The organism is Arthrobacter sp. 2MCAF14 (genome assembly GCF_052115645.1).
GTDB lineage: Bacteria > Actinomycetota > Actinomycetes > Actinomycetales > Micrococcaceae > Arthrobacter.
The window spans coordinates 38,186-62,414 of the sequence record NZ_JBFRHB010000014.1 but is presented as its reverse complement, the minus strand read 5'-3'; the positions used below and the strand labels follow the sequence as shown (position 1 = coordinate 62,414).

The window sequence follows — 24,229 nt, the reverse complement described above, 5'->3', positions numbered from 1 at the left end:
AGACTGTCCTGTGCATTCACGGGGTGTAGCTCAGCTTGGCTAGAGCGCCTGCTTTGGGAGCAGGAAGTCGCAGGTTCAAATCCTGTCACCCCGACTCTGTGTGCCTGTTCCGATCCGGAACGCGGCAGAACCCCATCCCACAAAACCAGGAGTACTTAGACTGTGAAGAGCGCTGTCGAGAACCTCACCGCCACGCGGGTCAAGCTCAACGTTGAGGTTCCCTTTGAGGAACTGAAGCCGAGCATCGATGCCGCTTACAAGACCGTTGCTTCGCAGATCCAGGTTCCCGGGTTCCGCAAGGGCAAGGTTCCCTCCAAGCTGGTTGACCAGCGTGTTGGCCGCGGCTACGTCTTGGAGACCGCCATCAACGATGGCCTCAACGGCTGGTACCAGGCTGCCGTCCAGGAAGCCGGCCTCCGCCCGCTGAGCCGTCCTGAGGTTGAGATCACCGAGGTTCCGGACCCGTCCTCGACCGACGGCGAACTGAAGTTCCAGGTCGAGATTGACGTCCGCCCCGAGGTTGAGCTCCCTGACTACGCCGGCATCAAGGTAGAGGTTGCTGCAGCCGATTCCTCCGACGCCGACGTCGACAAGGCACTGGACGAGCTCCGCGGCCGCTTCGGCACGCTGAAGTCCGTTGACCGCCCGGCCGCCGATGGTGACTTCCTGACCATCGACATCACCGCCACGATCGACGGCGCCGAGATCGACTCCGCCACCGGCCTGTCCTACCAGGTTGGCGCAGGCACCATGCTTGAGGGCCTCGACGAGGCCGTCACCGGCCTTTCTGCCGACGAAGAAGCAATCTTCGACACCACGCTGGTTGGCGGCGAGCACGCCGGCGAAGCAGCCCAGGTCAAGGTTGCTGTCAAGACCGTCAAGGAGCGCGAGCTTCCTGAGGCCAACGACGACTTCGCCCAGCTGGCATCCGAGTTCGACACTCTTGCCGAACTGCGTGAAGACCTTGCCAAGCAGGCCGCTGAGTCCAAGGTCGTCGGCCAGGGCGTCGAAGCCCGCGACAAGGTCCTGGACAAGCTCGTAGAGCTCATCGAGGTTCCGGTTCCGGACTCTGTGGTCGAAGAGCAGCTCGAAGCACACTTCAACCCGGAGAACGCCCACGGTGAAGGCGAGCACGACACCGAGGAACACCGCGCCGAGGTCAAGGCCAATACCGCCCGCGCCTTCCAGAACGAGATCATCCTTGACGCCATTGCCGACAAGGAAGAAGTGAGCGTCAGCCAGAACGAGCTGATCGACTACATTGTCAGCACGGCAAGCCAGTACGGCATGGACCCGAACCAGTTCGCCCAGATCATCGATCAGAACGGCCAGGTTCCCATGATGGTTTCCGAGGTGCGTCGCCGTAAGGCCCTCGCAGTTGTCCTCGGCCAGGCCGAGGTTGTCGACTCCGAAGGCAACAAGGTCGACCTCAGCGACTTCGTGCGCCCCGCTGGCGAAGAAGTCTCAGTCGAGGAAGCCGAAGAAGCAGCCGTTGTTCCGAGCGACGACCCCGCTGCAGTGAAGTTCTAGTTTCACCTCCTGCCGCCCCCGGATCCTTGATCCGGGGGCGGCTTGGTTTAAGCCCGGGAGCGTGGAAAGCGCCCCCTTCCGCAATCGTGCGCCGTCAGCGAACAGCGCGATTTGGGAGAACAAATCGCCGTGGAAAACGGTTAGTGTCCAAGTAGTGAAGATCAGGGATGGCAAGTTCAGCAATGGCCCTGTCACCAGCGAGAGGTAAGTACTTATGTCACAGCACGCAGAGGCCCCCAGGATGGCAACCGTCGATCCAGCGGCCCAGGACAACTACATCTACAACCGCCTGCTGAAAGAGCGCATCATCTGGCTCGGATCCGAAGTCCGCGACGAGAACGCCAACGCGATCTGCTCCCAGCTCCTCCTCCTCTCGGCTGAAGACCCGGAGAAGGACATCTACCTGTACATCAACTCTCCTGGCGGCTCCGTGACTGCCGGCATGGCCATTTACGACACCATGCAGTTCATCCCGAACGACGTCGTGACGGTTGCCACCGGGCTCGCGGCCTCCATGGGCCAGTTCCTCCTTTCCTCGGGCACCAAGGGCAAGCGCTACGCCACGCCCAATGCCCGCATCCTGATGCACCAGCCTTCCGGCGGCATCGGCGGCACGGCGTCGGATATCAAGATCCAGGCGGAGCTGATCCTTCACATGAAGAAGGTGATGGCCGAGCTGACTGCCGAACAGACCGGGCAGACTGTCGATACGATCCTCAAGGACAATGACCGCGACAAGTGGTTCACGGCCGTCGACGCTCTCGAGTACGGCTTCTTCGACAAGATCGCCGCCCACGCAGGCTCGGTTGCCGGCGGTGGCGGAACGGCCAACGCCTCGAACTCAGAGAACTAACCGGCACCAAGAAACATTCAGATCAGGAGCAATAACATGAACTACAATTTTGGATGGTCTGCCGGTAATCTCCCGTCCAGCCGCTATGTCCTCCCGCAATTCGAGGAGCGCACGCCCTACGGCTTCAAGCGCCAGGACCCGTACACGAAGCTCTTCGAGGACCGCATCATCTTCCTCGGCGTGCAGGTTGACGACGCTTCTGCCGACGACATCATGGCCCAGCTGCTGGTGCTCGAGTCCACGGACCCGGACCGCGACATCACGTTGTACATCAACTCCCCGGGCGGCTCGTTCACGGCCATGACGGCGATCTACGACACGATGACGTACATTCGTCCGGAGATCCAGACCGTTTGCCTGGGCCAGGCGGCCAGTGCCGCGGCCGTGCTGCTCGCGGCGGGTACGGCGGGCAAGCGCCTCGCCCTGCCCAACGCCCGGGTCCTGATCCACCAGCCGTCGCTATCCGGCGGCCAAGGGGGCCAGGCCTCCGACCTTGAGATCCAGGCCGCAGAAGTCATGCGCATGCGCTCATGGCTTGAGGACACGCTGGCCAAGCACTCCGGGCGGACGCCGGAACAGGTCAACAACGATATCGAGCGCGACAAGATCCTCACCGCTGCCGAGGCAATGAACTACGGATTGATCGACCAGGTGCTCGATTCCCGCAAGATCAAGCCCCAGGCGATCGCCAGGTAACTGGCCAAAACTCGACGCCGGTGCGGTTCAGGAAATATGGACCGCATCGGCGTTCTGTTTCAACCCAAGCAGCCCATTGTGTCCTACAGTGGAAGTTGTCATGGTGGCGCCCCCGCTGCGATCGGCGCGAAATCGCGGATAGGTACGGGGCTGCACCACCCGCATGAAACGAAGGGAATCCCACATGGCTCGGATTGGCGAGAGCACGGATCTGCTGAAGTGTTCTTTCTGCGGAAAGAGCCAGAAGCAGGTTCGGAAGCTGATTGCCGGGCCCGGCGTGTACATCTGCGACGAGTGCATCGAACTCTGCAACGAGATCATCGAAGAGGAACTCGCCGAAGTATCGGATCTTGGCAGCTTCGAGTTGCCCAAGCCGCGGGAGATCTTCGACTTCCTCCAGGAATACGTCATTGGCCAGGAGCCCGCGAAACGCTCCCTCGCCGTCGCGGTCTACAACCACTACAAGCGCATCCAGGCTGGCCACGCGCCGAAGACCGGCCTCGGTGAAGGCGGACACCATGAAGACGTGGAGATCGCCAAGTCCAACATCCTGCTGATCGGCCCCACTGGCTGCGGCAAGACCTACCTGGCACAGACCCTGGCCCGTCGCCTGAACGTACCCTTCGCCGTCGCCGACGCCACGGCCCTGACCGAGGCCGGATACGTCGGCGAAGACGTCGAAAACATCCTGCTCAAGCTCATCCAGGCCGCAGACTACGACGTCAAGAAGGCCGAACAGGGCATCATCTACATCGACGAGATCGACAAGATTTCACGCAAGAGCGAGAACCCGTCCATCACGCGCGACGTGTCCGGCGAAGGCGTGCAGCAGGCGCTCCTGAAGATCCTCGAAGGCACCGTGGCCTCGGTTCCGCCGCAGGGCGGACGTAAACACCCGCACCAGGAATTCATCCAGATCGATACCACCAACGTGCTGTTCATTGTGGCCGGTGCTTTCGCCGGGCTCGAGGACATCATCGGATCGCGGTCCGGCCGGAAGGGCATCGGCTTCGGGGCCCCGCTCAACGAGGTCAAGGACAACGCGGACAGCTACGGCGAGGTGATGCCGGAGGATTTGCTCAAGTTCGGGCTCATTCCCGAATTCATCGGACGCCTGCCTGTGATCACCACCGTGTCCAACCTTGACCGCTCCGCGCTCATCCAGATCCTTTCCAAGCCCAAGAACGCCCTGATCAAGCAGTACCAGAAGATGTTCCAGCTGGACGGCGTGGAGCTTTTGTTCGACGAGGACGCCCTTGACTCGATTGCCGACCAAGCCCTTGAACGTGGCACGGGAGCCCGCGGCCTGCGTGCCATCATGGAGGAAGTGCTGCTGCCGGTCATGTTCGACCTGCCCAGCAGGGACGACATCGCCAGCGTCGTCATCACTGCCGACGCTGTGAACAAGAAGGGCCAGCCCACCATGATCGCGCACGAGGTCATTGCGAAGCGTCGGAATAAGTCCGCCTAGCCTGAGGTTGGCATCATAGGTGCCGGACACCGTTTTCGTCCGGCGAGCCGCGCCCCCTTACGCCTATCGAAGGAGTTCCCTGTGCCCGAGCAGACCGCCAACAAGGTTGATTTCTGGTTCGATCCCATGTGCCCATTTGCCTGGGTGACATCCCGCTGGATCGGTGAAGTGGAAGACGTTCGGGGGATCGAGACCAACTGGAACGTCATGAGTCTCTCTGTCCTCAACGAAGGCCGCGAGCTGCCTGCCGAATACACGGAGAAGATGAAGCTGGGCTGGGGACCTGTCCGCGTCATCATTGCCGCCCGCGAGCTGCATGGAGACGAGTACATCAAGCCGCTGTACGACGCGATGGGTTCCCTCATCCATCACGAAGGCATCAAGGATTTCGCCGAGGTCATCTCCAAGGCACTCGCTGAAACCGGGCTGCCGGCCGAGTTGGCCCGCTTCGCCGATTCCGAGGAATACGACGTCCACTTGCGTGCCAGCCACGAATCGGGGATCTCCCTGGTGGGCCAGGATGTCGGCACCCCCGTGGTCGCCGTCAACGGCACGGCCTTCTTCGGCCCTGTCCTGACCCGCATTCCCCGCGGCGAGGAAGCCGGCCGGATCTGGGACGCCACCGTCACCTTGGCCGGTTACCCGCACTTCTTCGAGCTCAAGCGCAGCCGCACGGAAAGCCCGGAATTCAACTAGCCTGAATTCAACCGGCCTGAATCCAACTAGCCCGGGCCGCGGCGGTCGTCTGAGCCGCAGGCACGGCTATTTCAGGAAACGCGACGTTCTACGGTCCGCCAGGATCTTTCCGTTCGTCTGGCAGCCAGGGCAATATTGCAACGCGGTGTCGGCAAAGGACACCTCGCGGATGGTGGTCCCGCACACGGGGCAAGGCTGACCCGCCCTGCCGTGCACCCGCATGGTGTTCCGCTTCGTGTCCTTGAGTTCGCTTGAGGCTTTCCCGACGGCGGCGGCCACAGCCGCACCCAGGACGCTTTCGATGGACTCATAGAGGACATGGGTGGTTTCCTTGTCCAGCGATTTGGCGCTCGCGAACGGTGAAATCCTGGCTGCGTGAAGGATCTCGTCACTGTAGGCGTTCCCGATTCCCGCTATGACACCTTGGCTCCGAAGGAGTCCCTTGATCTGATGCGTGCTTGTGGAAAGGATTCCGGCCAGGGTTTCTTCGGTGAACGCAGGGCTCAGGGGGTCCGGACCGAGTGTCGCGATCCCGGGAACGTCCACGGGGTTGCGCACCACGTACACGGCAAGGCTCTTCTTGGTTCCGGCCTCCGTGAGGTCCACGCCGACGTGGGTTGAGCCGTCGCTCTTGGTGAAGCCGAGCCTCGCGGCAATGTTGCTCCCGCCCATCCGTAGCTGGGTCTGCGATGGCTGCTCCGTGTAGCGGAGCCACCCGGCCTTGGCGAGGTGGAAGATGAAATGGATGCCCTCGGCGTCGAGACTGACGAACTTTCCGAAGCGTTCCACGCGGACGATTTTGCGACCCTCGAGGGCCGAGTAAGGGGGATCGGCTGTCTTCAGTACGGCAAAAGAGGTGATCTGGATCTTCGTCAGTTCGGCACCGAGAAGATTCCTGCCCAGGAAGGCAGTCAGCCCGGCCACTTCGGGAAGTTCTGGCATAGCAACACTGTGCCACAAAGCACCCAACCCCAGTACCCCGGGGGAGCACCACGGGGCGCCCGAATTACATACCAGTAGTTCCTGAATGGGGCTTGTGCTGGCTGGGGAGCGGGTCAACAATAGAACTTACCCACTTCGAAAGAAGAGGGACACGGAAACCAGAGATTCAGTGATATGCATCTGACGCAGCCTTCGGCAAAGTTGGATGCAAGCTACCAGTGACGAGGTAGGAAGACCTGAAAGTCCGAGGATTCCGCCAGACTGCCAAGACGTCACCAGGCAGCCGAAAAGTCGAAGCCCCACCAACGGCTAAACGCTGATGGGGCTTCCCCTTTGCCCGGAAACTCCCCGGCTGTCTTACCCGTAACTACGCTTGAGCGGGCTCCTCGGCAGGTGCCAGGACCACGTCGCTCACCGTAAGTTCGCCGTCGCCGGATACCAGTGAGATCTCCTGCGCGTTGGCCGCGGCCTTCAGGTCTCCCAGTCCGGCTTCCAGCTGTGCAACGAACGACTCGGTAGCGGTGATGGTGGCCGAGAGGACTTCGGTGCGCTGCTTGACCTTGGCCTCGGACTTGGCTTTGCGGATGCCGCTCAGCGCGATGCCGACGGTGCCCAGCATGGTGGTGTCGCCGTCGACGATTTCCACGGCTGCCGGCCACGCCGCGCGGTGGACTGAACCCGTGCGCCACCAGCTCCAGACCTCTTCGGTGGCGAAGGGCAGGAACGGCGCGAACAGGCGCAACAGCGAGTCCAGCGTGGTGGCAAGGGCAGCAAGGACGGATGCCTGCTCAGTCTCGCCGGCGGCACCGTAGGCGCGATCCTTGATGAGCTCCACGTAGTCGTCCGTGAACTGCCAGAAGAACGATTCGGTGATCTGCAGGGCGCGGGCGTAGTCGTAGTTGTCGAACGCCTTGGTGGACTGCGCCACGACGTCGGCCAGCTGGGCGAGAAGCGCACGATCCAGGGGGTTGGTGAGCACTGAGAGGTCGGAGGAGACCACCGAGTTCTCCGTGGCGCCCAGGTTCAACACGAACTTGGAAGCGTTGAGCAGCTTGATGGCCAGACGGCGGCCGATCTTCATCTGGGCGATCTCGTAGGCGGTGTCAGCACCGAGCTTGGCCGAGGCGGCCCAGTAACGGACGGCGTCGGAGCCGAATTCGTTCAGGACGTCGGTGGGAACAACCACGTTGCCCTTGGACTTGGACATCTTCTTGCGGTCCGGGTCCAGGATCCAGCCCGAGATGGCGGCGTGCTTCCACGGCGCGCTGTTCTGCAGGGCATCTGCCCGGACAGCCGAGGAGAAGAGCCAGGTGCGGATGATGTCGTGGCCCTGCGGGCGGAGGTCGAAGGGGTAAACCTTGCCGAACAGATCCTCGTCACGGCTCCAGCCGCCCACGATCTGCGGGGTCAGAGACGACGTGGCCCAGGTATCCAGGACATCCGCGTCACCGATGAAGCCGTTGGGCTGCTCGCGCTGGGACTCGTCGAAGCCGGGGGCCGCGTCCGCCGCAGGGTCCACGGGCAGGGACTCGTCGGATGGCAGGATGGGGTTTTCGTAGTCCGGGTTGCCCTGGGCATCCAACGGGTACCAGACGGGGATCGGCACGCCGAAGAAGCGCTGGCGCGAAACGAGCCAGTCGCCGTTCAGCCCGGAGATCCAGTTCTCGTAGCGGGAGCGCATGAAGGACGGGTGGAACTCGATCTCGTGTCCGCGCGCGATCAGCCGTTCGCGGCGGTCTTCGTCCCGCCCGCCATTGCGGATGTACCACTGGCGCGACGTGACAACTTCAAGGGGCTTGTCGCCCTTCTCGAAGAAGTTCACGGGGTGGGTGATCTTCTTGGGCTCGCCATCCAGCAGCTCGGAGGTAATGAGAAGCTCAACCACCGTCTCCTTGGCAGAGAACGCCGTCTTGCCGGCGATTGCAGCGTAGGCTTCCTTGCCGGCGTCGGTGGTGATCCACTCAGGTGTCTCGGCGATGATGCGGCCGTCGCGGCCCATGATGGCGCGGGTGGGCAACTGCAGCTCGCGCCACCAGGTGACGTCAGTGAGGTCGCCGAAGGTACAGACCATGGCGATGCCGGACCCCTTGTCCGCCTTGGCGAGCGGGTGGGCTTTGACCTCGAGCTCGACGTCGAACAGGGGGGACCTGACGGTCTTGCCGAACAGCGGCTGGTAGCGCTCGTCGTCGGGGTTTGCCACCAATGCGGCGCACGCGGCGAGCAGTTCCGGACGCGTTGTTTCGATGTAGATCTTCTCGCCGTCGGCGGTGAAGAAGGGGTAGCGGTAGTACGCGCCGGCAACTTCGCGGTCCTCCAGCTCGGCTTGCGCGACGGCGGTACGGAACGTCACGTCCCACAGGGTGGGGGCCTCGGCCATGTAGGCGTCCCCGGCGTTCAGGTTGGCGAGGAAGGCGCGCTGGGACACCGCACGGGAAGTGTCGTCGATGGTGCGGTAGGTGAGGTCCCAGTCAACGGACAGGCCGAGGGTCTGGAACAGGTTCTCGAAGACCTTCTCGTCCTCGACGGCGAGTTCTTCGCAGAGTTCGATGAAGTTCTGGCGCGAGACGACGTCGAAGTCGCGCTGGTTCTTCGCCGGCTGTGCCGGCGGGCGGTAGTCGGCGTTGTAGGGGATGGCGGGATCGCAGCGGACGCCGTAGTAGTTCTGGACGCGGCGCTCGGTGGGCAGCCCGTTGTCGTCCCAACCCATCGGGTAGAAGACGTTCTTGCCGGTCATGCGCATGTAGCGGGCCTGGACATCCGTCTGCGTGAACGAGAACATGTGGCCCACGTGGAGCGAACCGGATGCGGTAGGCGGGGGAGTGTCGATCGAGTAGACCTGCTCCCGCGTGGTGTCCGGGTTGAACTTGTAGGTTCCTTCGTCCAGCCAGCGCTGCGTCAGGGCAGCCTCAAGGCCTTCAAGGGCCGGCTTGTCGGGAACGTTGATGGGGGCGGTGGCGGGCGTGTCTGTACCCTGCGTTGATTCAGCCATGGGCCAATTGTTTCATGGCGCCCTTTGTTCCGTGGCACGCGGACATACAGTAGCATGCGGGCCATGACCGAACTCAAGGATGTTTTGGCTATCAAGCGCATCTATGACGAAGCAGCCGACGACGACGGCTACCGGGTTCTGGTGGACCGGCTCTGGCCGCGAGGGGTATCCAAAGAACGCGCACGGCTGGATCTCTGGCTCAAGGAGATCGCGCCCTCGCCGCCGCTGCGCACGGAGTTTGCCCATATGCAGGAGCGATTTGAGGACTTCCGCCGCTCTTACGAGGTCGAACTGGAACAGAATCCCGCGGTGGAGCAGATGCTGGAGCTGGCCGCCGGGAAGAAGCGTGTGACGCTGCTCTACGGCGCCAGGGATCCTGAAGTAAACCACGCCCGCGTGCTGCTCGAGTTCCTGCTGGGAGCCGGGGCGGCGGACAAATGACGACGCCGCAGCATCCGCGCTTTGCCCGGGCCTATGCACGGCCGTTCCGGCGATCAACCTCCGCGGCGGAACTGAGCACCGGCGCAGCTTGCTTGCCGGCCTGCGGGGCCGCGTCATCGAGGTCGGCGCCGGTGAGGGATCGTCGTTCGGACTGTACCCGGCCACCGTCGAAAGCGTCCTTGCGGTTGAACCTGATGACTACCTCAGGGAGCTTGCGGGAGCCAAGGCACAGGCCGCTCCGGTGCCGGTCACGGTTGTTCCGGGAACCTCCGAAAGCATTCCAGCGGCCGACGGCGGGGCGGACGCCGTCGTGGTCAGTCTTGTCCTCTGCAGCGTCGCCGACCAGGCGGCGGCGTTGGCGGAAATCCGCCGCGTGCTGCGTCCCGGCGGAACCCTGGCCTTCTACGAGCACGTGCGCTCGGACAAGCGGTTTCTGGCAGCAGTCGAAGATCTGCTCACTCCGGCCTGGCAGCACATGGCCGGAGGCTGCCATCCCAACCGCAACACCCTCCAGGCGATCGGCGCCGCAGGCTTCCAGGTGGTGCACAACGAGCGGTTCGGCTTCTCTGCCGGTCCGGTGTCCCCGCCGATCGCCCACATCCTTGGCCGTGCGGTTTCTCCTGCTGAACCGCGTTAGGGTGGTGCCATGACTGAGGAAGCACAGACGAAGACCGCAGTAGTGACGGGTGCCAGCACCGGAATCGGCGAAGCCACAGTGCGGGCCCTCACCGCCGATGGATGGAAGGTATTCGCCGTCGCCCGCCGTGCGGAGCGGCTTGAGGCACTCGGCGCTGAGAGCGGCGCTGTGCCGTTCGCCGCGGATATCACCAACGACGACGACGTCGCGGCCCTGCTCTCCGCCGTCACCGAGGCAGGGGGAGCGGACACGCTCATCAACATTGCCGGCGGCGCTCGGGGCGCGGACACCCTGGCCAATGCGCAGACCGAAGACTGGGACTGGATGTACCAAGTCAACGTGCTCGGCACCCTGAAGCTGACCCGGGCCTTCCTCCCCATGCTGCGGGCCAACGGCGAGGGCACAGTTTTGAACCTCACGTCGACTGCGGGATTCACGGCCTACGAGGGCGGCGGCGGGTACAACGCGGCCAAGTTCGCCCAGCACGCCATGACCGGCGCCCTGCGCCTCGAGGAAGCCGAGAACAACATTCGCGTCATCGAGGTGGCGCCAGGCCTCGTCCACACTGAGGAATTCGCTCTCAACCGCCTCGGCGACGCAACTGCGGCAGCCAAGGTGTACGCCGGCGTCGAGAAGCCGCTCACGCCCGAGGACGTCGCCGACGTCGTCAAGTACGCGGTCTCAGTGCCGCACCACATCAACCTGGACGAGATCATCGTCCGCCCGGTGGCGCAGGCCGCTACCCACAAGTTGATCCGCAAGGGCTAAGTTTCCGGCGGCGCGCGCCCCTGCCCTCAAGTGGAGCTCGCGGCGCCGCTGCCGCTAGACTTGTGGCACAAGCTTTGACCCGGACATCACCGGTGAGCTTCCGGAAGAACGCCCCCGCCACCATGGGGGTCAGTAGAACCGGACGGGTAAGCCCGTCACAGCAGCAATGAGCGGCCGACGCCGGAACAGCTCCTCTTCACAAGGGGCAGTGCCAGCGGCGGTAAGTGAGGTGGTACCGCGGTACCGGCGCTGTTGGAAACAACGCAGCTGGCGCCGTCCTCGCATCCTGAATGAAACTTTGTGTTCACCGGCTCAACCCAGGATGAAGAGATGACGTATTACCCGAAGGCCTCCACAGCTCTCTCCGGCACCCCGCGAGGGGTGTCTGCCTCCGTGAAGTTCCCGGAGATCGAAGAGCGCATCCTCAAGTACTGGGATGAAGACGGCACCTTCCAAGCCAGCATCGACAACCGCAGCGCGGGCCACGACGGCAGCAACGAGTTCGTCTTCTACGACGGTCCTCCCTTCGCCAACGGACTGCCCCACTACGGGCACCTCCTGACCGGCTACGCCAAGGACCTCGTAGGCCGCTACCAGACCCAGCGCGGCAAGCGCGTCGAGCGGCGCTTCGGCTGGGATACCCACGGCCTGCCCGCCGAACTCGAAGCCATGAAGCAACTGGGCATGACGGACAAGACCCAGATCGAAGCGATGGGCATCGACAAGTTCAACGACGCCTGCCGTGCCTCGGTTATGAAGTACGCGGACGAATGGAAGAGCTACGTCACGCGCCAGGCACGCTGGGTGGACTTCGACAACGACTACAAGACCCTCAACGTCGAGTACATGGAGTCTGTTCTTTGGGCCTTCAAGCAGCTCCACGAGAAGGGCCTCACCTACAACGGGTACCGCGTCCTGCCGTACTGCTGGAAGGACGAGACGCCGCTGTCCAACCATGAGCTGCGCATGGATGACGATGTCTACAAGAACCGCCAGGACCAGACCGTCACGGTGACCTTCCCCATCGAAGCAGGGGAGTCGGAACTCTCGAAGTCCCTTGAAGGGGTGCAGGCGCTCGCGTGGACCACGACCCCCTGGACGCTGCCCACCAACCTGGCGCTCGCCGTCGGGCCTGACATCTCCTACGCGGTGGTTCCGGCCGGTCCCAACGGCATCAAGGCCGCCTCCCCGGATGCGCCGGTAACGGGCAGCTTCCTGCTGGCCGCCGATCTGCTCGGCACCTACGCGAAGGATCTTGGGTACGGTGATGGTGCCGATGGCGTAGCTGCCGCCACCGCCGCTGTCACGGCCAGCTACACCGGCACCGAGTTGGCCGGCCTGGAGTACGAGCCCCTGTGGGACTACTTCTCCGACACCGAGAAATACGGCACGCAGAACGGCTGGCGTTTCCTCGTCGCTGACTATGTCACCACCACTGACGGTACGGGCATCGTCCACCAGGCTCCGGCCTACGGTGAAGATGACCAGAAAGTCTGCGAGGACGCGGGTATCCCCGTGGTCCTTTCGGTCGACGAAGGCGCCAAATTCCTCCACCTATTCGCGCACGGACCCCTCGCCGAAATCTCCGGGCTGCAGGTGTTCGATGCCAACAAGCCGATCACCCAGGCACTGCGTTCCGGCGGTCGTTTGGTTCGCCAGGCCAGCTACGAACACAGCTACCCGCACTGCTGGCGCTGCCGCAACCCCTTGATCTACCGTGCCGTGTCCTCTTGGTATGTGGAGGTCACCAAGTTCAAGGACCGGATGTCCGAACTGAACCAGGAGATCAACTGGATCCCTGGCAACGTCAAGGACGGACAGTTCGGCAAGTGGCTGGCCAACGCCCGCGACTGGTCCATCAGCCGCAACCGTTACTGGGGCTCGCCCATCCCGGTGTGGCAGTCCGATGACCCCGAGTACCCGCGCACGGACGTTTACGGCTCGCTCGCCGAGATGGAGGCCGATTTTGGCCGCCTTCCGATGAACAACAACGGCCAGGTTGACCTGCACCGCCCGTTCATCGACGAACTCACCCGGCCCAACCCGGACGACCCGCGCTCTCCTGAAGAGGGCCAGTCCACCATGCGCCGAGTCGAGGACGTCCTGGATGTCTGGTTCGACTCGGGTTCCATGCCCTATGGCCAGGTGCACTATCCGTTCCAGAACGAGGAATGGTTCGATACCCACAACCCCGCAGATTTCATCGTCGAGTACATCGGGCAGACCCGCGGCTGGTTCTACATGCTGCACATCCTGTCCACGGCACTCTTCGACCGCCCGGCCTTCCGCAATGTGATCAGCCATGGCATCGTCCTGGGCTCCGACGGGCAGAAGATGTCCAAGAGCCTGCGCAACTACCCGGACGTCTCCGAGGTCCTGGACCGCGACGGCTCCGACGCCATGCGTTGGTTCCTGATGTCCAGCCCCATCCTGCGTGGCGGCAACCTCGTGGTCACCGAACAGGGAATCCGCGACGGCGTCCGCCAAGTCATCCTGCCGTTGTGGAACGTGTACAGCTTCTTCACGCTATACACGAACGCCTCCAATGGTGGCGCCGGCTATGACGCCAAGCTGCGCTACGACGGCTACACGGACACCCTGGACCAGTACTTGCTGGCAAACACCGGGGACCTCGTCCGCAACATCACCTCCAGCCTGGACGAATACGACATTTCCGGAGCCTGCGATGAACTGCGCAGCTACTTGGACATGCTCACCAACTGGTACGTGCGCCGCAGCCGTCAGCGCTTCTTCGATGAGAACACCGACGCTTTCGATGCACTCCACACGGCCCTCGAAGCCGTCTGCCGTGTCGCGGCATCGCTGTTGCCCCTCGTTTCCGAGGAGATCTGGCGCGGCCTGACCGGCGGGCGCTCCGTGCACCTGGCTGACTGGCCCGAGGAGTCGCTGTTCCCGGCAGATCCGGAACTCGTCGAGGCCATGGACCGGGTCCAGCAGATCTGCTCCACGGGTTCCAGCCTTCGCAAAGCCGCCAACCTTCGCGTTCGCCTGCCGCTGCAGGAGCTCACGGTAGTGGCACCCGGCGCGGATGCGCTGGAAGGCTTCGCCGCCGTCGTCGCGGATGAACTGAACCTGCGGTCCGTCCGACTCCTCGACGCCGCGACGGCGTCGCCGGAGGAATTCGGCATCGAGCAGAAACTCGTGGTCAACGCCCGCGCGGCAGGTCCGCGACTGGGCAAGAACGTCCAGCAGGCCATCAAGGGTTCCAAGTCCGGCGACTGGTCGGTTTCCGACGCAGGAGTGGTCACGGCTGGCGGCCTCGAGCTCGAACCGCAGGAGTTCACGCTCGAGACCGTCGTGGCGGAGTCTGCTGACGGTTCGTCCGCGGCCGTCGCTGTCCTTCCGGGCGGTGGCTTCGTGGTCCTGAATACCGAAGTCACTCCGGAATTGGCTGCCGAAGGCCTGGCGCGCGACATGGTTCGTGCCATCCAGCAAGCGCGCAAGGACGCAGGACTCAACGTCAGCGACCGCATCCACACCACGGTCCTGGCTGTCCCCGACGTTGTTGACGCCTTGCGCGCCAATGAAGAGCTGGTCAAGACCGAAACCCTGTCCCTCAAGCTCGACCCCGTCGTCTCCGGCGACGCGGCCGAGCCGCAGATCACCGTGACCAAGATCGAGGCCTAGTACATGAGCGACGAATTCTCCGTAGAAAGCGTCTACGCCGAACTCCTGGGCCGCGCCCCGGAAAACAAAATGGAGCCGCGGCTGGCGCCCCTGTACCGGGCCATGGATGTGCTGGGTGAGCCCAACAAGGCATTCCCGATCATCCACATCACGGGCACCAACGGCAAGACATCCACCGCCCGCATGATCGAGGCGGGGCTTCGCGCCCACGGCTTGAGCACGGGCCGTTACACGAGTCCGCACCTGTCGAAGGTCACCGAGCGCATCAGCATCGACGGCGAGCCGGTGTCGGATGAGACTTTTGTCCGGATCTGGGACGAGATCCGTCCGTACCTCGAGATCGTGGACAAGGAACTCGAGGCCGATGGCCAGCCCAGGCTCACGTACTTCGAGTGCCTGACCATTCTTGGCTTCGCGATCTTCGCTGACCAACCCGTCAATGTCGCTGTGATTGAAGTGGGGTTGGGCGGTATTACCGACGCCACGAATGTGGGCGACGGGCAGGTGTCCGTGGTGACGCCGATTTCGCTGGACCACACGGACCTCCTCGGCGACACCACCGAGGACATCGCCCACGAGAAGGCCGGAATCATCAAACCCGGCGGCTTCCTGATCAGCGCTGCCCAGCCCGTGGACGCCGCCCAGGTGCTCCTGGAGAAGGCACGCGAGGTGGGTGTGCCCTTCCGCTTCGAAGGTGTCGAATTCGGCGTTGAGTCGCGCAGCGTTGCCGTCGGAGGTCAAGTGCTGACGATCCAAGGGCTCGCGGGCCGCTATGAGGACTTGCTGCTGCCCCTGCACGGCGCCCACCAGGCCGAGAACGCCGCGGTCGCCGTCGCCGCCCTGGAGGCTTTCTTCGGCGGCGGCGAGAAAGAGCTCGACGGCGACCTCTTGCGTGAGGCTTTCGGCAACGTCACGTCGCCCGGCCGTCTTGAGGTGGTGCGCACTGCTCCCACGATCATCGTGGATGCCGCGCACAACCCTGATGGCATCCGCGTCTCAGCCGAGGCAATCGAAGAGGCCTTCAGCTTCAGCAAGCTGGTGGTGGTCGTCGGGGTCCTGAAGGAAAAGGACGCGGAAGAAATCCTGCGGCAGCTCAAGGAATCCTTGGGCGGACTGGCAGAGGAATTCTGTTTCACGCAGTCGAGCTCGCCGCGCGCCATCCCGGCCGCGCAACTGGCCGATCTCGCCGTCGACCTTGGCTTCGGTGCCGACAATGTCCACATTGCCGAGAAGCTGGACGACGCGATCGAGTGGGCCGTGGAGCGTGCCGAAGCCAACGATGACCTGGCCGGCGGGGTACTCGTCACGGGTTCCATCACCGTGGTGGCCGAAGCCCGCATGCTCCTCGGGAAGGTTGGTTCCTGAGCATGGCCAAACTCACCAAAGCCCAGCGCGAATGGCGGCCCGGGATGCCCAAGAAGCGCCGCTCCACCAAGGTGATGTTCGCTTCGACCGTTCTGCTTCTGGAGGCCTTCGTCGCGTTCTTCGCCACCTTGGCGGTCTTCGGACTGAAGCGTGGAGAGGTGCAGCCGGCGCTGATCCTGACATTCGGCATCACCCTGAGCCTTGTGCTGATCCTGGCTTGTGCCGTCCTCAGCAAGCCGTGGGGCATCGGTGTCGGCTGGGTATTGCAGCTGGTCTTGATTCTTTCCGGCTTCGTCGAGCCCACGATGTTCGTGGTGGGAGTCCTCTTTGCGGCCTGCTGGTGGTACGGCATCCGTGCCGGCATGAGGATCGACCGCGAGAACGCCCAGCGTGATCGTGAGCAAGCCGAATGGAATGCTTCGCGCGGGGAAGACTCTGCCGGGCAGTCCGCCTGAGCGAAACCCCGTAAACTGGCTGGGAAACCCACACACTCAACATTGGAGCAACCGTGAGCATTGAGCGCACCCTTGTACTGATCAAGCCCGACGGCGTCGCCCGCAACTTGAGCGGCAGCATCCTCGCCCGCATCGAGTCCAAGGGATACTCCTTGGTCGAATTGAAGAAGGTCGACGCCACCCGCGATCTGCTGGAGCAGCACTACGAAGAGCACCTGGGCAAGCCGTTCTACGAGCCGCTGGTTGAGTTCATGCTCAGCGGCCCGGTTGTGGCTGCCATCTTCGAGGGCCACCGCGTGATCGAAGGCTTCCGTTGCCTTGCTGGAACCACGGACCCGACGACGGCGGCGCCCGGCACCATCCGCGGCGACTTCGGCCGTGACTGGGGTCTGGCTGTGCAGCAGAACCTGGTCCACGGTTCCGACTCGGTGGATTCCGCCGAGCGCGAGATCAAGATCTGGTTCGGCGCGTAGCTTCCCGCCAAGACCAACATGGAAGGGGCCCTTGTTCAAGTGAACAAGGGCCCCTTCCGCTGTTAATGGGATAAGTGCTCAGTAACCGGACGTGCCGATGAAGACATTGATGAAGGCGAAGAAAATGCTCGCGATCACGGCAACGTAGAGCAGCGCGGAAATGATCCAACCGGATTCGCTGAGGATCCTGGCCAGGCCCGCGGGGGCTGGAATGACCCCGTGCGCCACGTTCCTGATGGTCACGAAGACGAAGAGCGGGATCATGCAGGCCCACACCACCATGCAGAACGGGCACAGGATGTGAATGACATACAGTGCCTGGGACCACAGCCAGACGATGAAGATGAAGCCCAGCGTGACGCCCGTCTGCAGTCCGATCCAGTACCAGCGGGCGAACTTGGCCCCGGCAAAGATCGCCATGGCGGTGGTGATGATCACGGCGAAGGCGACAATGCCAATGAACATGTTGGGGAAACCGAAAACCGAACTCTGCGGTGTCTTCATGACGCTGCCGCAGGATACCCACGGATTCAGGTCGCAGGCCGTGATGTGGTTGGGGTCGATGAGAACCTGCAGCTTTTCCAGCACGAGCGCCCCTGATGCCAGCCATGCTACGGCGCCGGTGGCGAGCAAGAGCCACGCAAAGGGGCGGTCGCGGACCATGCGTGGCATGGCCCCGTCGGGGCTCCTCCCGGTTTTCTCCTGCCGGAGGGAGCGGGCATCGTTATTGGCCAGGTTCGGGCTGGCGGGGCTCGGCATGGTTGGCTGTCCTTTTCTGGATGGCCCGGCGCAGGACCGGGGACTGCTCTTGGGAGGATTCTAGCCGCGGAGGCTGGAGGACGCGTCCAGCGAGGGTGGCGGCACGGAAGCCTTCAGGGCGTGTTTCCTGCCGGGGGTGCGGGCGTGTGAGAGAATGAACATGGCCGGAAGCCGATCCACATGCGGAATCCGGTCCGGTATCTTGTTCCCAAGACCGCCAGTCATATGCAGGGCATGCCCAGGATCCGATGATCCCCGGTAGGGCCGCAGTGACAATGGACGGCACCTGGTTGTGGCATTAGAACAACGGGTTTGGAGCGAAGCCGGCTTTCCGTGGATGCCGCACCCCCATGCTGGTGCGAACCGGAAAGACTACTACTGACTTCTGTCAACGCCTGCGGGTTTTGACAATATTGCCCCTCTGGGCACCGGATGTGGCGGTTGCGCAAGGGCAGGAGTGTTGCCACATATGGATAACGAGCAAGTTGTAGCCGCCGCCGAAGATGCGGCGTCCACCGAGACCACCGAAGCACCCAAAAAGGTCACCCGCACCCGCCGCAAGGCGGCACCGAAGACGGTCGCCGCGGATGAAGCCCCCGACGCCGGAGCTGCCGCAGCCGCCGCTGAGCCCCTCGCGGAAGCGACGGACACCGAAGCGCCCAAGGCTCCTGTCCGGCGCACCAGGGCTCGAAAGAAGGTCGAAACTTCCGAGCCGCTGCCAGGTTTCGCCGAAGAAGCTTCCACGGAAGGCGGCGAGGCCCCGAAGGCTGCCGCCGTCGTCGAGCCTGAACTAGCGGCAGAAGCCGAAGCTGCCCCCGAGAAGCCGGTCCGCCGCCGTCGTACGACGAGGGCGAAGAGCCCCGAACCCGTCGCCGAAGAAGCCCCGGTTCAAACACCGGCTGCCGAGGTTGCTCCGCGCGAAGAACACGCTGTGGTCGCGGAAGTTGCGCCCGAGGAAGCCACCGAGGAGCCGGCCGTCGAGGCGGAAGCTGCAAGCCCGATCGCTTCGCTGTTCCTGGAACCTGGGTCCGTCACCTCCATGATCTTCCAGGCACCGGACTTGAGCGCAGTTGCCAGGCCGGCCGTCGTCGAAGAAGAACCGCAGGCTGACGCTGAAGAAGTTTCCGAGGACAACGAACTGGACGAAGCCGGCAGCCGCCGTCGGCGTCGCAGCCGTGGGCGTCGTGGACGCCGGGGCAACGAGCGTGATGAAACCGCGGGAGAAGAAGCGTCCGCGGAGTCTGAGGACGAGGCAGAGGCCGGTACCGAGGAGGTCCTCGAAGAGGGCGTGACTTCCCGCCGTCGTCGGCGCCGCCGTCGCGGCGATCAGGACCTGGAGCTGACGGGCGGCGGAGACGACGATCCCCCCAACACCGTCACCCGTGTCCGCGCTCCCCGCGCACACGTTGAGTCCACCACCGGCTCCGACCGCGTCACGAGCGTCAAGGGCTCCACCCGCCTTGAAGCCAAGAAGCAGCGCCGCCGCGAGTCCCGCGAGACCGGCCGCCGCCGCCAGGTCATCACCGAGGCCGAATTCCTGGCTCGCCGTGAGTCCGTCGACCGCCAGATGATCGTCCGTCAGCGCGACGACAGGATCCAGATCGGTGTCCTGGAAGACGGCGTGCTCGCGGAGCACTTCGTGTCGAAGACACAGCAGGATTCCCTGATCGGCAACGTCTACTTGGGCAAGGTCCAGAACGTGCTGCCGTCGATGGAAGCTGCGTTCGTCGACATCGGACGCGGCCGCAACGCCGTGCTGTACGCCGGTGAAGTCAACTGGGATGCCGTCACCCTGGAAGGCAAACCGCGCCGCATCGAAAACGCCCTGAAATCAGGCGATTCCGTGCTGGTCCAGGTCACCAAGGACCCCGTGGGCCACAAGGGCGCACGCCTGACGAGCCAGATTTCGCTTCCCGGCCGCTACCTTGTGTACGTGCCCGGCGGTTCAATGACCGGTATTTCCCGCAAGCTGCCCGACGTCGAGCGCAACCGCCTGAAGAAGATCCTCAAGGATCGCCTCCCGGAGAACGCGGGCGTCATTGTCCGCACCGCCGCCGAGGGTGCTTCCGAGGAAGAGCTGACGCACGATATCAACCGCCTGCGGGCCCAGTGGGAAGGCATCGAAAGCCAGTCCACGTCCACCAAGGTCCTGGCTCCGGAAGTGCTGTACGGCGAACCGGACCTCACCATCAAGGTTGTCCGCGACGTCTTCAATGAGGACTTCTCCAAGCTCATCGTCTCCGGCGATGAAGCATGGGACACCATCGAGGCCTACGTCACCTACGTGGCGCCGGATCTGGTGGGACGCCTCGAAAAGTGGACCTCGGATCAGGACATCTTCTCGGCATGGCGCGTCGACGAACAGATCCACAAGGCATTGGAGCGCAAGGTCTTCCTGCCCTCCGGTGGTTCGCTCGTGATCGACCGCACCGAGGCCATGACGGTTGTTGACGTCAACACTGGGAAGTTCACCGGCAGCGGTGGCAACCTTGAGGAAACCGTCACCAAGAACAACCTTGAGGCTGCCGAGGAAGTGGTGCGCCAGCTTCGCTTGCGCGATATCGGCGGAATCATCGTCATCGACTTCATCGACATGGTCCTGGAATCCAACCGCGATCTCGTGTTGCGCCGCATGGTCGAGTGCCTCGGCCGGGACCGCACCAAGCACCAGGTCGCCGAAGTGACGTCGCTTGGATTGGTGCAGATGACCCGCAAGCGCATGGGCACCGGCCTGCTTGAGGTCTTCGGCGAGCAGTGCGAAACGTGCGCCGGTCGCGGAATCGTCACGCACGACGAGCCTGTGGAGCACCGTCGGGCCAACGTGGTGGCCGCTGAACACCACCACCCGCGGACGGAATCACAGCCGGCCGTCCGCCCGGAGCAGCGCAAGCGTCGCCGCGGCAGGGGGACAGGGCAGGGGACGGCCGAGCTCCCGATCACCCCTCCTGTGCCGGTCCATACAGTGGAATCCACTGATCCGAATCGCCAGGCAGCCACCCGCGCAGCCCTTGCCACCATCGCGGCTGCGGCCCACGCTGCCCACCTGCACGACGACGAGCTCCACCACGCGGCGGAATTGCTCGCCGACCGGCACGTAGCGGAAGCGGCCCCGGTCCAGGCCCCCCCGGCCCCGGCCCAGGCTCCTGCCGCTGCTTCGAGTAGCGAGGAACGTTCGAAGCCTGTGCTGCGATTCGGCGGCGAGGAAGTTGCGTTGCCCTTCGTCCACCACGAAGAGCAGCCAGCGAGTGGTGCACCTGCCATGAGCCTGGACCTGTTGGCACAGGCATTCGCGGGCCTCGGAGGAGCTCCCGACACTGCGACGACGGCAACTGAGGCCGAGGAAGCGCCCGCAGGGACCCCCGCGGCCGTTGCAAGCGGGGAATCCCCGGAAGCGGGTTCGCGTGGACGCCGAGGCCGTCGCAACCGCAGCGCCAGCCGGGCCCAGGGTGCCGCCAACGCCACCAACGTTGAGCACCACGAGGTTGCCGCGGCCGCCTCCGGTGGGGCCGCGCACGAGGCCAAGGCGACGGACGCTGCTCCAGCCAAGTCGACGGCGGCAGCGGAACCGATCATCCTCGGAGTCGGCGTGCCCAAGTCCGAGCTCTAAACGCAGTACCCTGTCCGAAGCCCCGGCCCTTTCCGCTCATGTGGAAACCGCCGGGGCTTCGTCGTTGCCGGCCGATTCACCGGACGGTCAGCACGGTTGCATAGCGCGATTTCAGCGGGCGAGGTGTGATCCGGGTTAAGCTAAGGGACTGACACGGGGTGCCGCGCACCAAGCCGGCTGAGACCAGACCCGTTGAACCTGTCCGGTTAGCACCGGCGAAGGGATGTCTCGCATGACTGTTTCAGCGCAATCAGCTGTCTACCCGCTCAAGGCCGTCCAGCGGGCTATCCCGAGGGTCCTCAGCATTGCCGGCTCTGATCCTTCGGGTGGTGCCGGGATCCAGGCAGACCTCAAGAGCATCGCGGCCAACGGCGGCTATGGCATGGCCGTCATCACTGCGCTCACCGTACAAAACACCCGGGGAGTCACTGCCGTCCATGTGCCTCCCGTGGAGTTCCTGCGCCAGCAATTGGATGCCATTAGCGACGACATCACTGTTGATGCTGTCAAAATCGGCATGCTCGGGGACGCCGCCGTCATCCATGAAGTCCGTCGCTGGCTCGGCGAGGCGCGCCCCGCCGTCGTCGTGCTGGATCCGGTGATGATCGCGACCAGTGGCGACCGGCTCCTCGCGGAGTCCGCTGAAACCGCGCTGCGGGAACTTCTGCCCCTCGCTGACTTGGTGACCCCCAACCTTCCTGAATTGGCCATGCTGCTTGGCGAGCCTGTTGCCATTGACTGGGCATCGGCGTTGGAGCAAGGCAAACGCCTGGCTGCAGCCTGCGGAAACACCGTCCTGGTGAAGGGCGGCCATCTGCAGGGAGAGGGCTGCCCCGACGCCCTGGTTAACACCGAAGGAGTCCTGAGCCAGGACGTGGTGGAATTCGCCGGTCAACGCGTGGAGACCCGCAACAGCCATGGCACGGGATGTTCCTTGTCGTCGGCCATGGCGACGGCCAAGGCACGGCTCGGCGATTGGGAGTCTGCGCTGCGCGTAGTCAAGCCCTGGCTTCAGGGGGCGCTGGCCCAGTCCGAGGTGCTGGAAGTGGGGAAGGGCAATGGGCCGATCCATCATTTCCACGCGCTCCAGCAGGACCTTCATCCGGGGGACTTTGCCGTCCGGATGTGGGACGCCGCCCAAACGGAACTTGCGGCCATTTATGGCCTGGACTTCATCCAGCACTTGCAAACCGGCGGCCTCAGCGAAGCGCAGTTCAGCTATTACCTCTCGCAGGATGCCATCTATCTCAACGGCTATTCCCGGGTCCTGGCGCGGGCAAGCGCCCTCGCCCCCAGCGAAACCGAACAGCTGTTCTGGGCCCGTGGCTCGCAGATGTGCCTTGAAGTCGAGTCCGAGCTGCATCGGAATTGGCTCAGCGGACGCCAGGTAAGCGGAGAGCTGGGCCCAGTCACCAAGGCCTACGTGGACCACTTGCTGGCGGCGTCGGCGTCGGGAAGCTATGCCGTCCTGCTGGCTGCCGTGCTTCCCTGCTACTGGTTGTACGCCGAGGTGGGTCAGCAGCTCCACCTTCGCTATATTCAGGCGGGAGCGTCGGACGAGCACCCTTACGCGGATTGGCTGCGCACCTACGCAGACGAGGCGTTCGCAGAGGCCACCCGCAAGGCGATCGACATCACGGATGCCGCCGCGCAGGCCGCAACACCCACGGAGCGCACGGCGATGATGGAGGCTTTCACCCAATCGTGCCGCTATGAAACGGCCTTCTTCGATGCTCCAAGGTTGCACGGCTGAGCCCGGTTCCTGGCGTGGAAGCACGGGATGATGCGCCTGCTCCGGCGGCGCCGCAGCGTGTCGGGGCGGGGATCCGAGCTTTTTCCCGCCGGCAGGGTAAGGTAGACGGGCACGGTACCGGATGGCGACATAGCCAGTCTGTGGCAGCCATCACGTGGCAGCCTCCGGACCTGGCCTCATTTGCAGCCGAAGGCGAAACTAGCGTAATCTAGATCTTCGGTGCTTACGCCAACACTTGGGTTATGCCCCTAGAAACCTTCATTTGGAACTGACCTTTCATTTGGAACTATTCGAGGGATGACTCATGGATTCCGTACCGGAGTCCACGGCGTTGAGGCACAGCGTGAACCAGGCCCGTTTTCGGATCGGGGTTCCGCACGCAAATTTAGTAATAAACGTCGAGAGAAGTGAGTGCCCAAGTGGTGTACGCGATTGTCCGCGCAGGCGGCCGCCAAGAAAAGGTTTCCGTTGGAGACTACGTAACCCTGAACCGCGTCCCCGGTGGAGCCGGCAGCACCCTTGAGCTGCCCGCACTGCTCCTGGTGGACGGTGACAAGGTCACCTCCGCTGCTGCGGATCTGGCCAAGGTCAAGGTTACGGCTGAGATCCTCGAAGACCTCCGTGGTCCGAAGATCGTCATCCAGAAGTTCAAGAACAAGACCGGCTACAAGAAGCGCCAGGGTCACCGTCAAGAACTCACCAAGATCAAGATCACCGGTATCAAGTAACCACTGGTTGCTGTTCAGGTTTTCAACAGATTCCCCAGAATTTTAAAGGCAGGCATTTCAAATGGCACATAAAAAAGGCGCGAGCTCCACTCGCAACGGTCGTGACTCCAACGCCCAGTACCTCGGCGTAAAGCGCTTCGGTGGCCAGGTCGTTTCCGCAGGCGAGATCATCGTCCGCCAGCGCGGCACCCACTTCCACCCGGGCGCCGGTGTCGGCCGCGGTGGCGACGACACCCTGTTTGCCCTGCAGGCAGGTGCGGTTGAGTTCGGTACTCGCCGCGGCCGTCGCGTAGTGAACATCGTTGCTGCTGCAGCTGCAGAGTAATAACACGTTCTGAACGGGTGGAGCGGGCCGTATGGCCCGCTCCACCTGTCTTTTTAACCGCACTAGAATTTACTAGTGCGGGCGGCGGCGCAT

General features: G+C 63.6%; 19 protein-coding genes, 1 tRNA gene and 1 riboswitch. Of the genes, 17 read left to right on the top strand and 3 right to left on the bottom strand.

The genetic code is table 11. The annotated features are described in order from the left end of the window. The first annotated feature begins 19 nt into the window (after window positions 1-19). From AB4074_RS11640 to AB4074_RS11615, 6 genes are all read left to right on the top strand, one after another. Window positions 20-94 (top strand) — tRNA-Pro (locus AB4074_RS11640). Between the two features lie 68 nt (window positions 95-162). Further along, window positions 163-1,530: a trigger factor gene (gene tig / locus AB4074_RS11635; RefSeq protein ID WP_441413506.1), complete on the top strand. Its 1,368-nt coding sequence runs from the start codon at window positions 163-165 to the stop codon at window positions 1,528-1,530. Between the two features lie 241 nt (window positions 1,531-1,771). Then, the gene (locus AB4074_RS11630) at window positions 1,772-2,383 is read left to right on the top strand and encodes an ATP-dependent Clp protease proteolytic subunit (protein WP_234749995.1); all 612 of its coding nucleotides are present in this window, start codon (window positions 1,772-1,774) and stop codon (window positions 2,381-2,383) included. 36 nt (window positions 2,384-2,419) lie between these two features. Continuing rightward, complete coding sequence (locus AB4074_RS11625) at window positions 2,420-3,079, top strand: ATP-dependent Clp protease proteolytic subunit (RefSeq protein ID WP_234749864.1); 660 nt, start codon at window positions 2,420-2,422, stop codon at window positions 3,077-3,079. A 184-nt stretch (window positions 3,080-3,263) separates the two neighbouring features. Beyond that, the gene (clpX, locus tag AB4074_RS11620; protein ID WP_441413505.1) at window positions 3,264-4,550 is read left to right on the top strand and encodes an ATP-dependent Clp protease ATP-binding subunit ClpX; all 1,287 of its coding nucleotides are present in this window, start codon (window positions 3,264-3,266) and stop codon (window positions 4,548-4,550) included. A 126-nt stretch (window positions 4,551-4,676) separates the two neighbouring features. After that, window positions 4,677-5,246: a mycothiol-dependent nitroreductase Rv2466c family protein gene (locus AB4074_RS11615; RefSeq protein ID WP_441413549.1), complete on the top strand. Its 570-nt coding sequence runs from the start codon at window positions 4,677-4,679 to the stop codon at window positions 5,244-5,246. A gap of 66 nt (window positions 5,247-5,312) precedes the next feature. Here the strand turns inward: AB4074_RS11615 and AB4074_RS11610 are convergent, their stop codons facing one another. Next, window positions 5,313-6,188 (bottom strand): Fpg/Nei family DNA glycosylase, encoded by an 876-nt coding sequence (locus AB4074_RS11610; RefSeq protein WP_441413504.1) that lies wholly within the window; start codon window positions 6,186-6,188, stop codon window positions 5,313-5,315. A 367-nt stretch (window positions 6,189-6,555) separates the two neighbouring features. After that, window positions 6,556-9,177 carry a valine--tRNA ligase gene (valS, locus tag AB4074_RS11605; protein WP_441413503.1) on the bottom strand — a complete coding sequence of 874 codons (2,622 nt, stop codon included), beginning with the start codon at window positions 9,175-9,177 and terminating at the stop codon, window positions 6,556-6,558. A 63-nt stretch (window positions 9,178-9,240) separates the two neighbouring features. Between valS and AB4074_RS11600 the strand changes: the two genes are divergently transcribed. The 7 genes from AB4074_RS11600 to ndk all read left to right on the top strand — a co-directional run bounded on the left by AB4074_RS11600 (window position 9,241) and on the right by ndk (window position 16,964). After that, complete coding sequence (locus tag AB4074_RS11600; RefSeq protein ID WP_441413502.1) at window positions 9,241-9,618, top strand: DUF488 domain-containing protein; 378 nt, start codon at window positions 9,241-9,243, stop codon at window positions 9,616-9,618. Window positions 9,619-9,706: 88 nt separating this feature from the next. Beyond that, entirely contained in the window at window positions 9,707-10,255 is a 549-nt protein-coding gene (locus tag AB4074_RS11595; protein WP_441413501.1) for a class I SAM-dependent methyltransferase, read from the top strand. A 9-nt stretch (window positions 10,256-10,264) separates the two neighbouring features. After that, a complete protein-coding gene (locus AB4074_RS11590; protein WP_437770543.1) occupies window positions 10,265-11,023 on the top strand; it encodes an SDR family oxidoreductase in 759 nt (252 codons plus the stop codon). Window positions 11,024-11,353: 330 nt separating this feature from the next. Next, window positions 11,354-14,671, top strand: a complete 3,318-nt coding sequence (ileS, locus tag AB4074_RS11585) for an isoleucine--tRNA ligase (protein WP_441413500.1) — start codon at window positions 11,354-11,356, stop codon at window positions 14,669-14,671. Window positions 14,672-14,674: 3 nt separating this feature from the next. Next, entirely contained in the window at window positions 14,675-16,036 is a 1,362-nt protein-coding gene (locus tag AB4074_RS11580; protein ID WP_441413499.1) for a bifunctional folylpolyglutamate synthase/dihydrofolate synthase, read from the top strand. Between the two features lie 2 nt (window positions 16,037-16,038). Continuing rightward, on the top strand, window positions 16,039-16,491 hold the full coding sequence (locus AB4074_RS11575) for a DUF4233 domain-containing protein (RefSeq protein ID WP_441413498.1): 453 nt from the start codon (window positions 16,039-16,041) through the stop codon (window positions 16,489-16,491). A gap of 53 nt (window positions 16,492-16,544) precedes the next feature. Then, complete coding sequence (gene ndk / locus AB4074_RS11570) at window positions 16,545-16,964, top strand: nucleoside-diphosphate kinase (RefSeq protein ID WP_441413497.1); 420 nt, start codon at window positions 16,545-16,547, stop codon at window positions 16,962-16,964. Between the two features lie 78 nt (window positions 16,965-17,042). Here ndk and AB4074_RS11565 read toward each other — a convergent pair whose 3' ends face one another. Further along, window positions 17,043-17,723 carry a vitamin K epoxide reductase family protein gene (locus tag AB4074_RS11565; protein WP_441413496.1) on the bottom strand — a complete coding sequence of 227 codons (681 nt, stop codon included), beginning with the start codon at window positions 17,721-17,723 and terminating at the stop codon, window positions 17,043-17,045. Between the two features lie 469 nt (window positions 17,724-18,192). Here AB4074_RS11565 and AB4074_RS11560 point away from each other — a divergent pair, with 469 nt between their 5' ends. The 4 genes from AB4074_RS11560 (at window position 18,193) to rpmA (ending at window position 24,136) form a co-directional block, all read left to right on the top strand. Continuing rightward, window positions 18,193-21,330, top strand: coding sequence for an Rne/Rng family ribonuclease (locus tag AB4074_RS11560; protein WP_441413495.1), 3,138 nt, complete (start codon window positions 18,193-18,195; stop codon window positions 21,328-21,330). A gap of 144 nt (window positions 21,331-21,474) precedes the next feature. Further along, window positions 21,475-21,571, top strand: a riboswitch (TPP riboswitch). Next, entirely contained in the window at window positions 21,563-23,083 is a 1,521-nt protein-coding gene (thiD, locus tag AB4074_RS11555) for a bifunctional hydroxymethylpyrimidine kinase/phosphomethylpyrimidine kinase (RefSeq protein ID WP_441413494.1), read from the top strand. (Overlaps the previous riboswitch by 9 nt.) A gap of 419 nt (window positions 23,084-23,502) precedes the next feature. Further along, complete coding sequence (gene rplU / locus AB4074_RS11550; RefSeq protein ID WP_028267456.1) at window positions 23,503-23,811, top strand: 50S ribosomal protein L21; 309 nt, start codon at window positions 23,503-23,505, stop codon at window positions 23,809-23,811. 61 nt (window positions 23,812-23,872) lie between these two features. Further along, a complete protein-coding gene (gene rpmA, locus AB4074_RS11545; protein WP_003803426.1) occupies window positions 23,873-24,136 on the top strand; it encodes a 50S ribosomal protein L27 in 264 nt (87 codons plus the stop codon). The last annotated feature ends 93 nt before the right edge of the window (window positions 24,137-24,229 follow it).

Bases quoted from the DNA above. Each gene is read 5' to 3' on its own strand.
- AB4074_RS11630 (WP_234749995.1), top strand. From the start codon at position 1,772: ATGGCAACCGTCGATCCAGCGGCCCAGGACAACTACATCTACAACCGC.
- AB4074_RS11625 (WP_234749864.1), top strand. From the start codon at position 2,420: ATGAACTACAATTTTGGATGGTCTGCCGGTAATCTCCCGTCCAGCCGC.
- clpX (WP_441413505.1), top strand. From the start codon at position 3,264: ATGGCTCGGATTGGCGAGAGCACGGATCTGCTGAAGTGTTCTTTCTGC.
- AB4074_RS11615 (WP_441413549.1), top strand. From the start codon at position 4,677: ATGTGCCCATTTGCCTGGGTGACATCCCGCTGGATCGGTGAAGTGGAA.
- AB4074_RS11610 (WP_441413504.1), bottom strand. From the start codon at position 6,188: ATGCCAGAACTTCCCGAAGTGGCCGGGCTGACTGCCTTCCTGGGCAGG.
- valS (WP_441413503.1), bottom strand. From the start codon at position 9,177: ATGGCTGAATCAACGCAGGGTACAGACACGCCCGCCACCGCCCCCATC.
- AB4074_RS11600 (WP_441413502.1), top strand. From the start codon at position 9,241: ATGACCGAACTCAAGGATGTTTTGGCTATCAAGCGCATCTATGACGAA.
- AB4074_RS11590 (WP_437770543.1), top strand. From the start codon at position 10,265: ATGACTGAGGAAGCACAGACGAAGACCGCAGTAGTGACGGGTGCCAGC.
- ileS (WP_441413500.1), top strand. From the start codon at position 11,354: ATGACGTATTACCCGAAGGCCTCCACAGCTCTCTCCGGCACCCCGCGA.
- AB4074_RS11580 (WP_441413499.1), top strand. From the start codon at position 14,675: ATGAGCGACGAATTCTCCGTAGAAAGCGTCTACGCCGAACTCCTGGGC.
- AB4074_RS11575 (WP_441413498.1), top strand. From the start codon at position 16,039: ATGGCCAAACTCACCAAAGCCCAGCGCGAATGGCGGCCCGGGATGCCC.
- AB4074_RS11565 (WP_441413496.1), bottom strand. From the start codon at position 17,723: ATGCCGAGCCCCGCCAGCCCGAACCTGGCCAATAACGATGCCCGCTCC.
- AB4074_RS11560 (WP_441413495.1), top strand. From the start codon at position 18,193: ATGGATAACGAGCAAGTTGTAGCCGCCGCCGAAGATGCGGCGTCCACC.
- thiD (WP_441413494.1), top strand. From the start codon at position 21,563: ATGACTGTTTCAGCGCAATCAGCTGTCTACCCGCTCAAGGCCGTCCAG.
- rpmA (WP_003803426.1), top strand. From the start codon at position 23,873: ATGGCACATAAAAAAGGCGCGAGCTCCACTCGCAACGGTCGTGACTCC.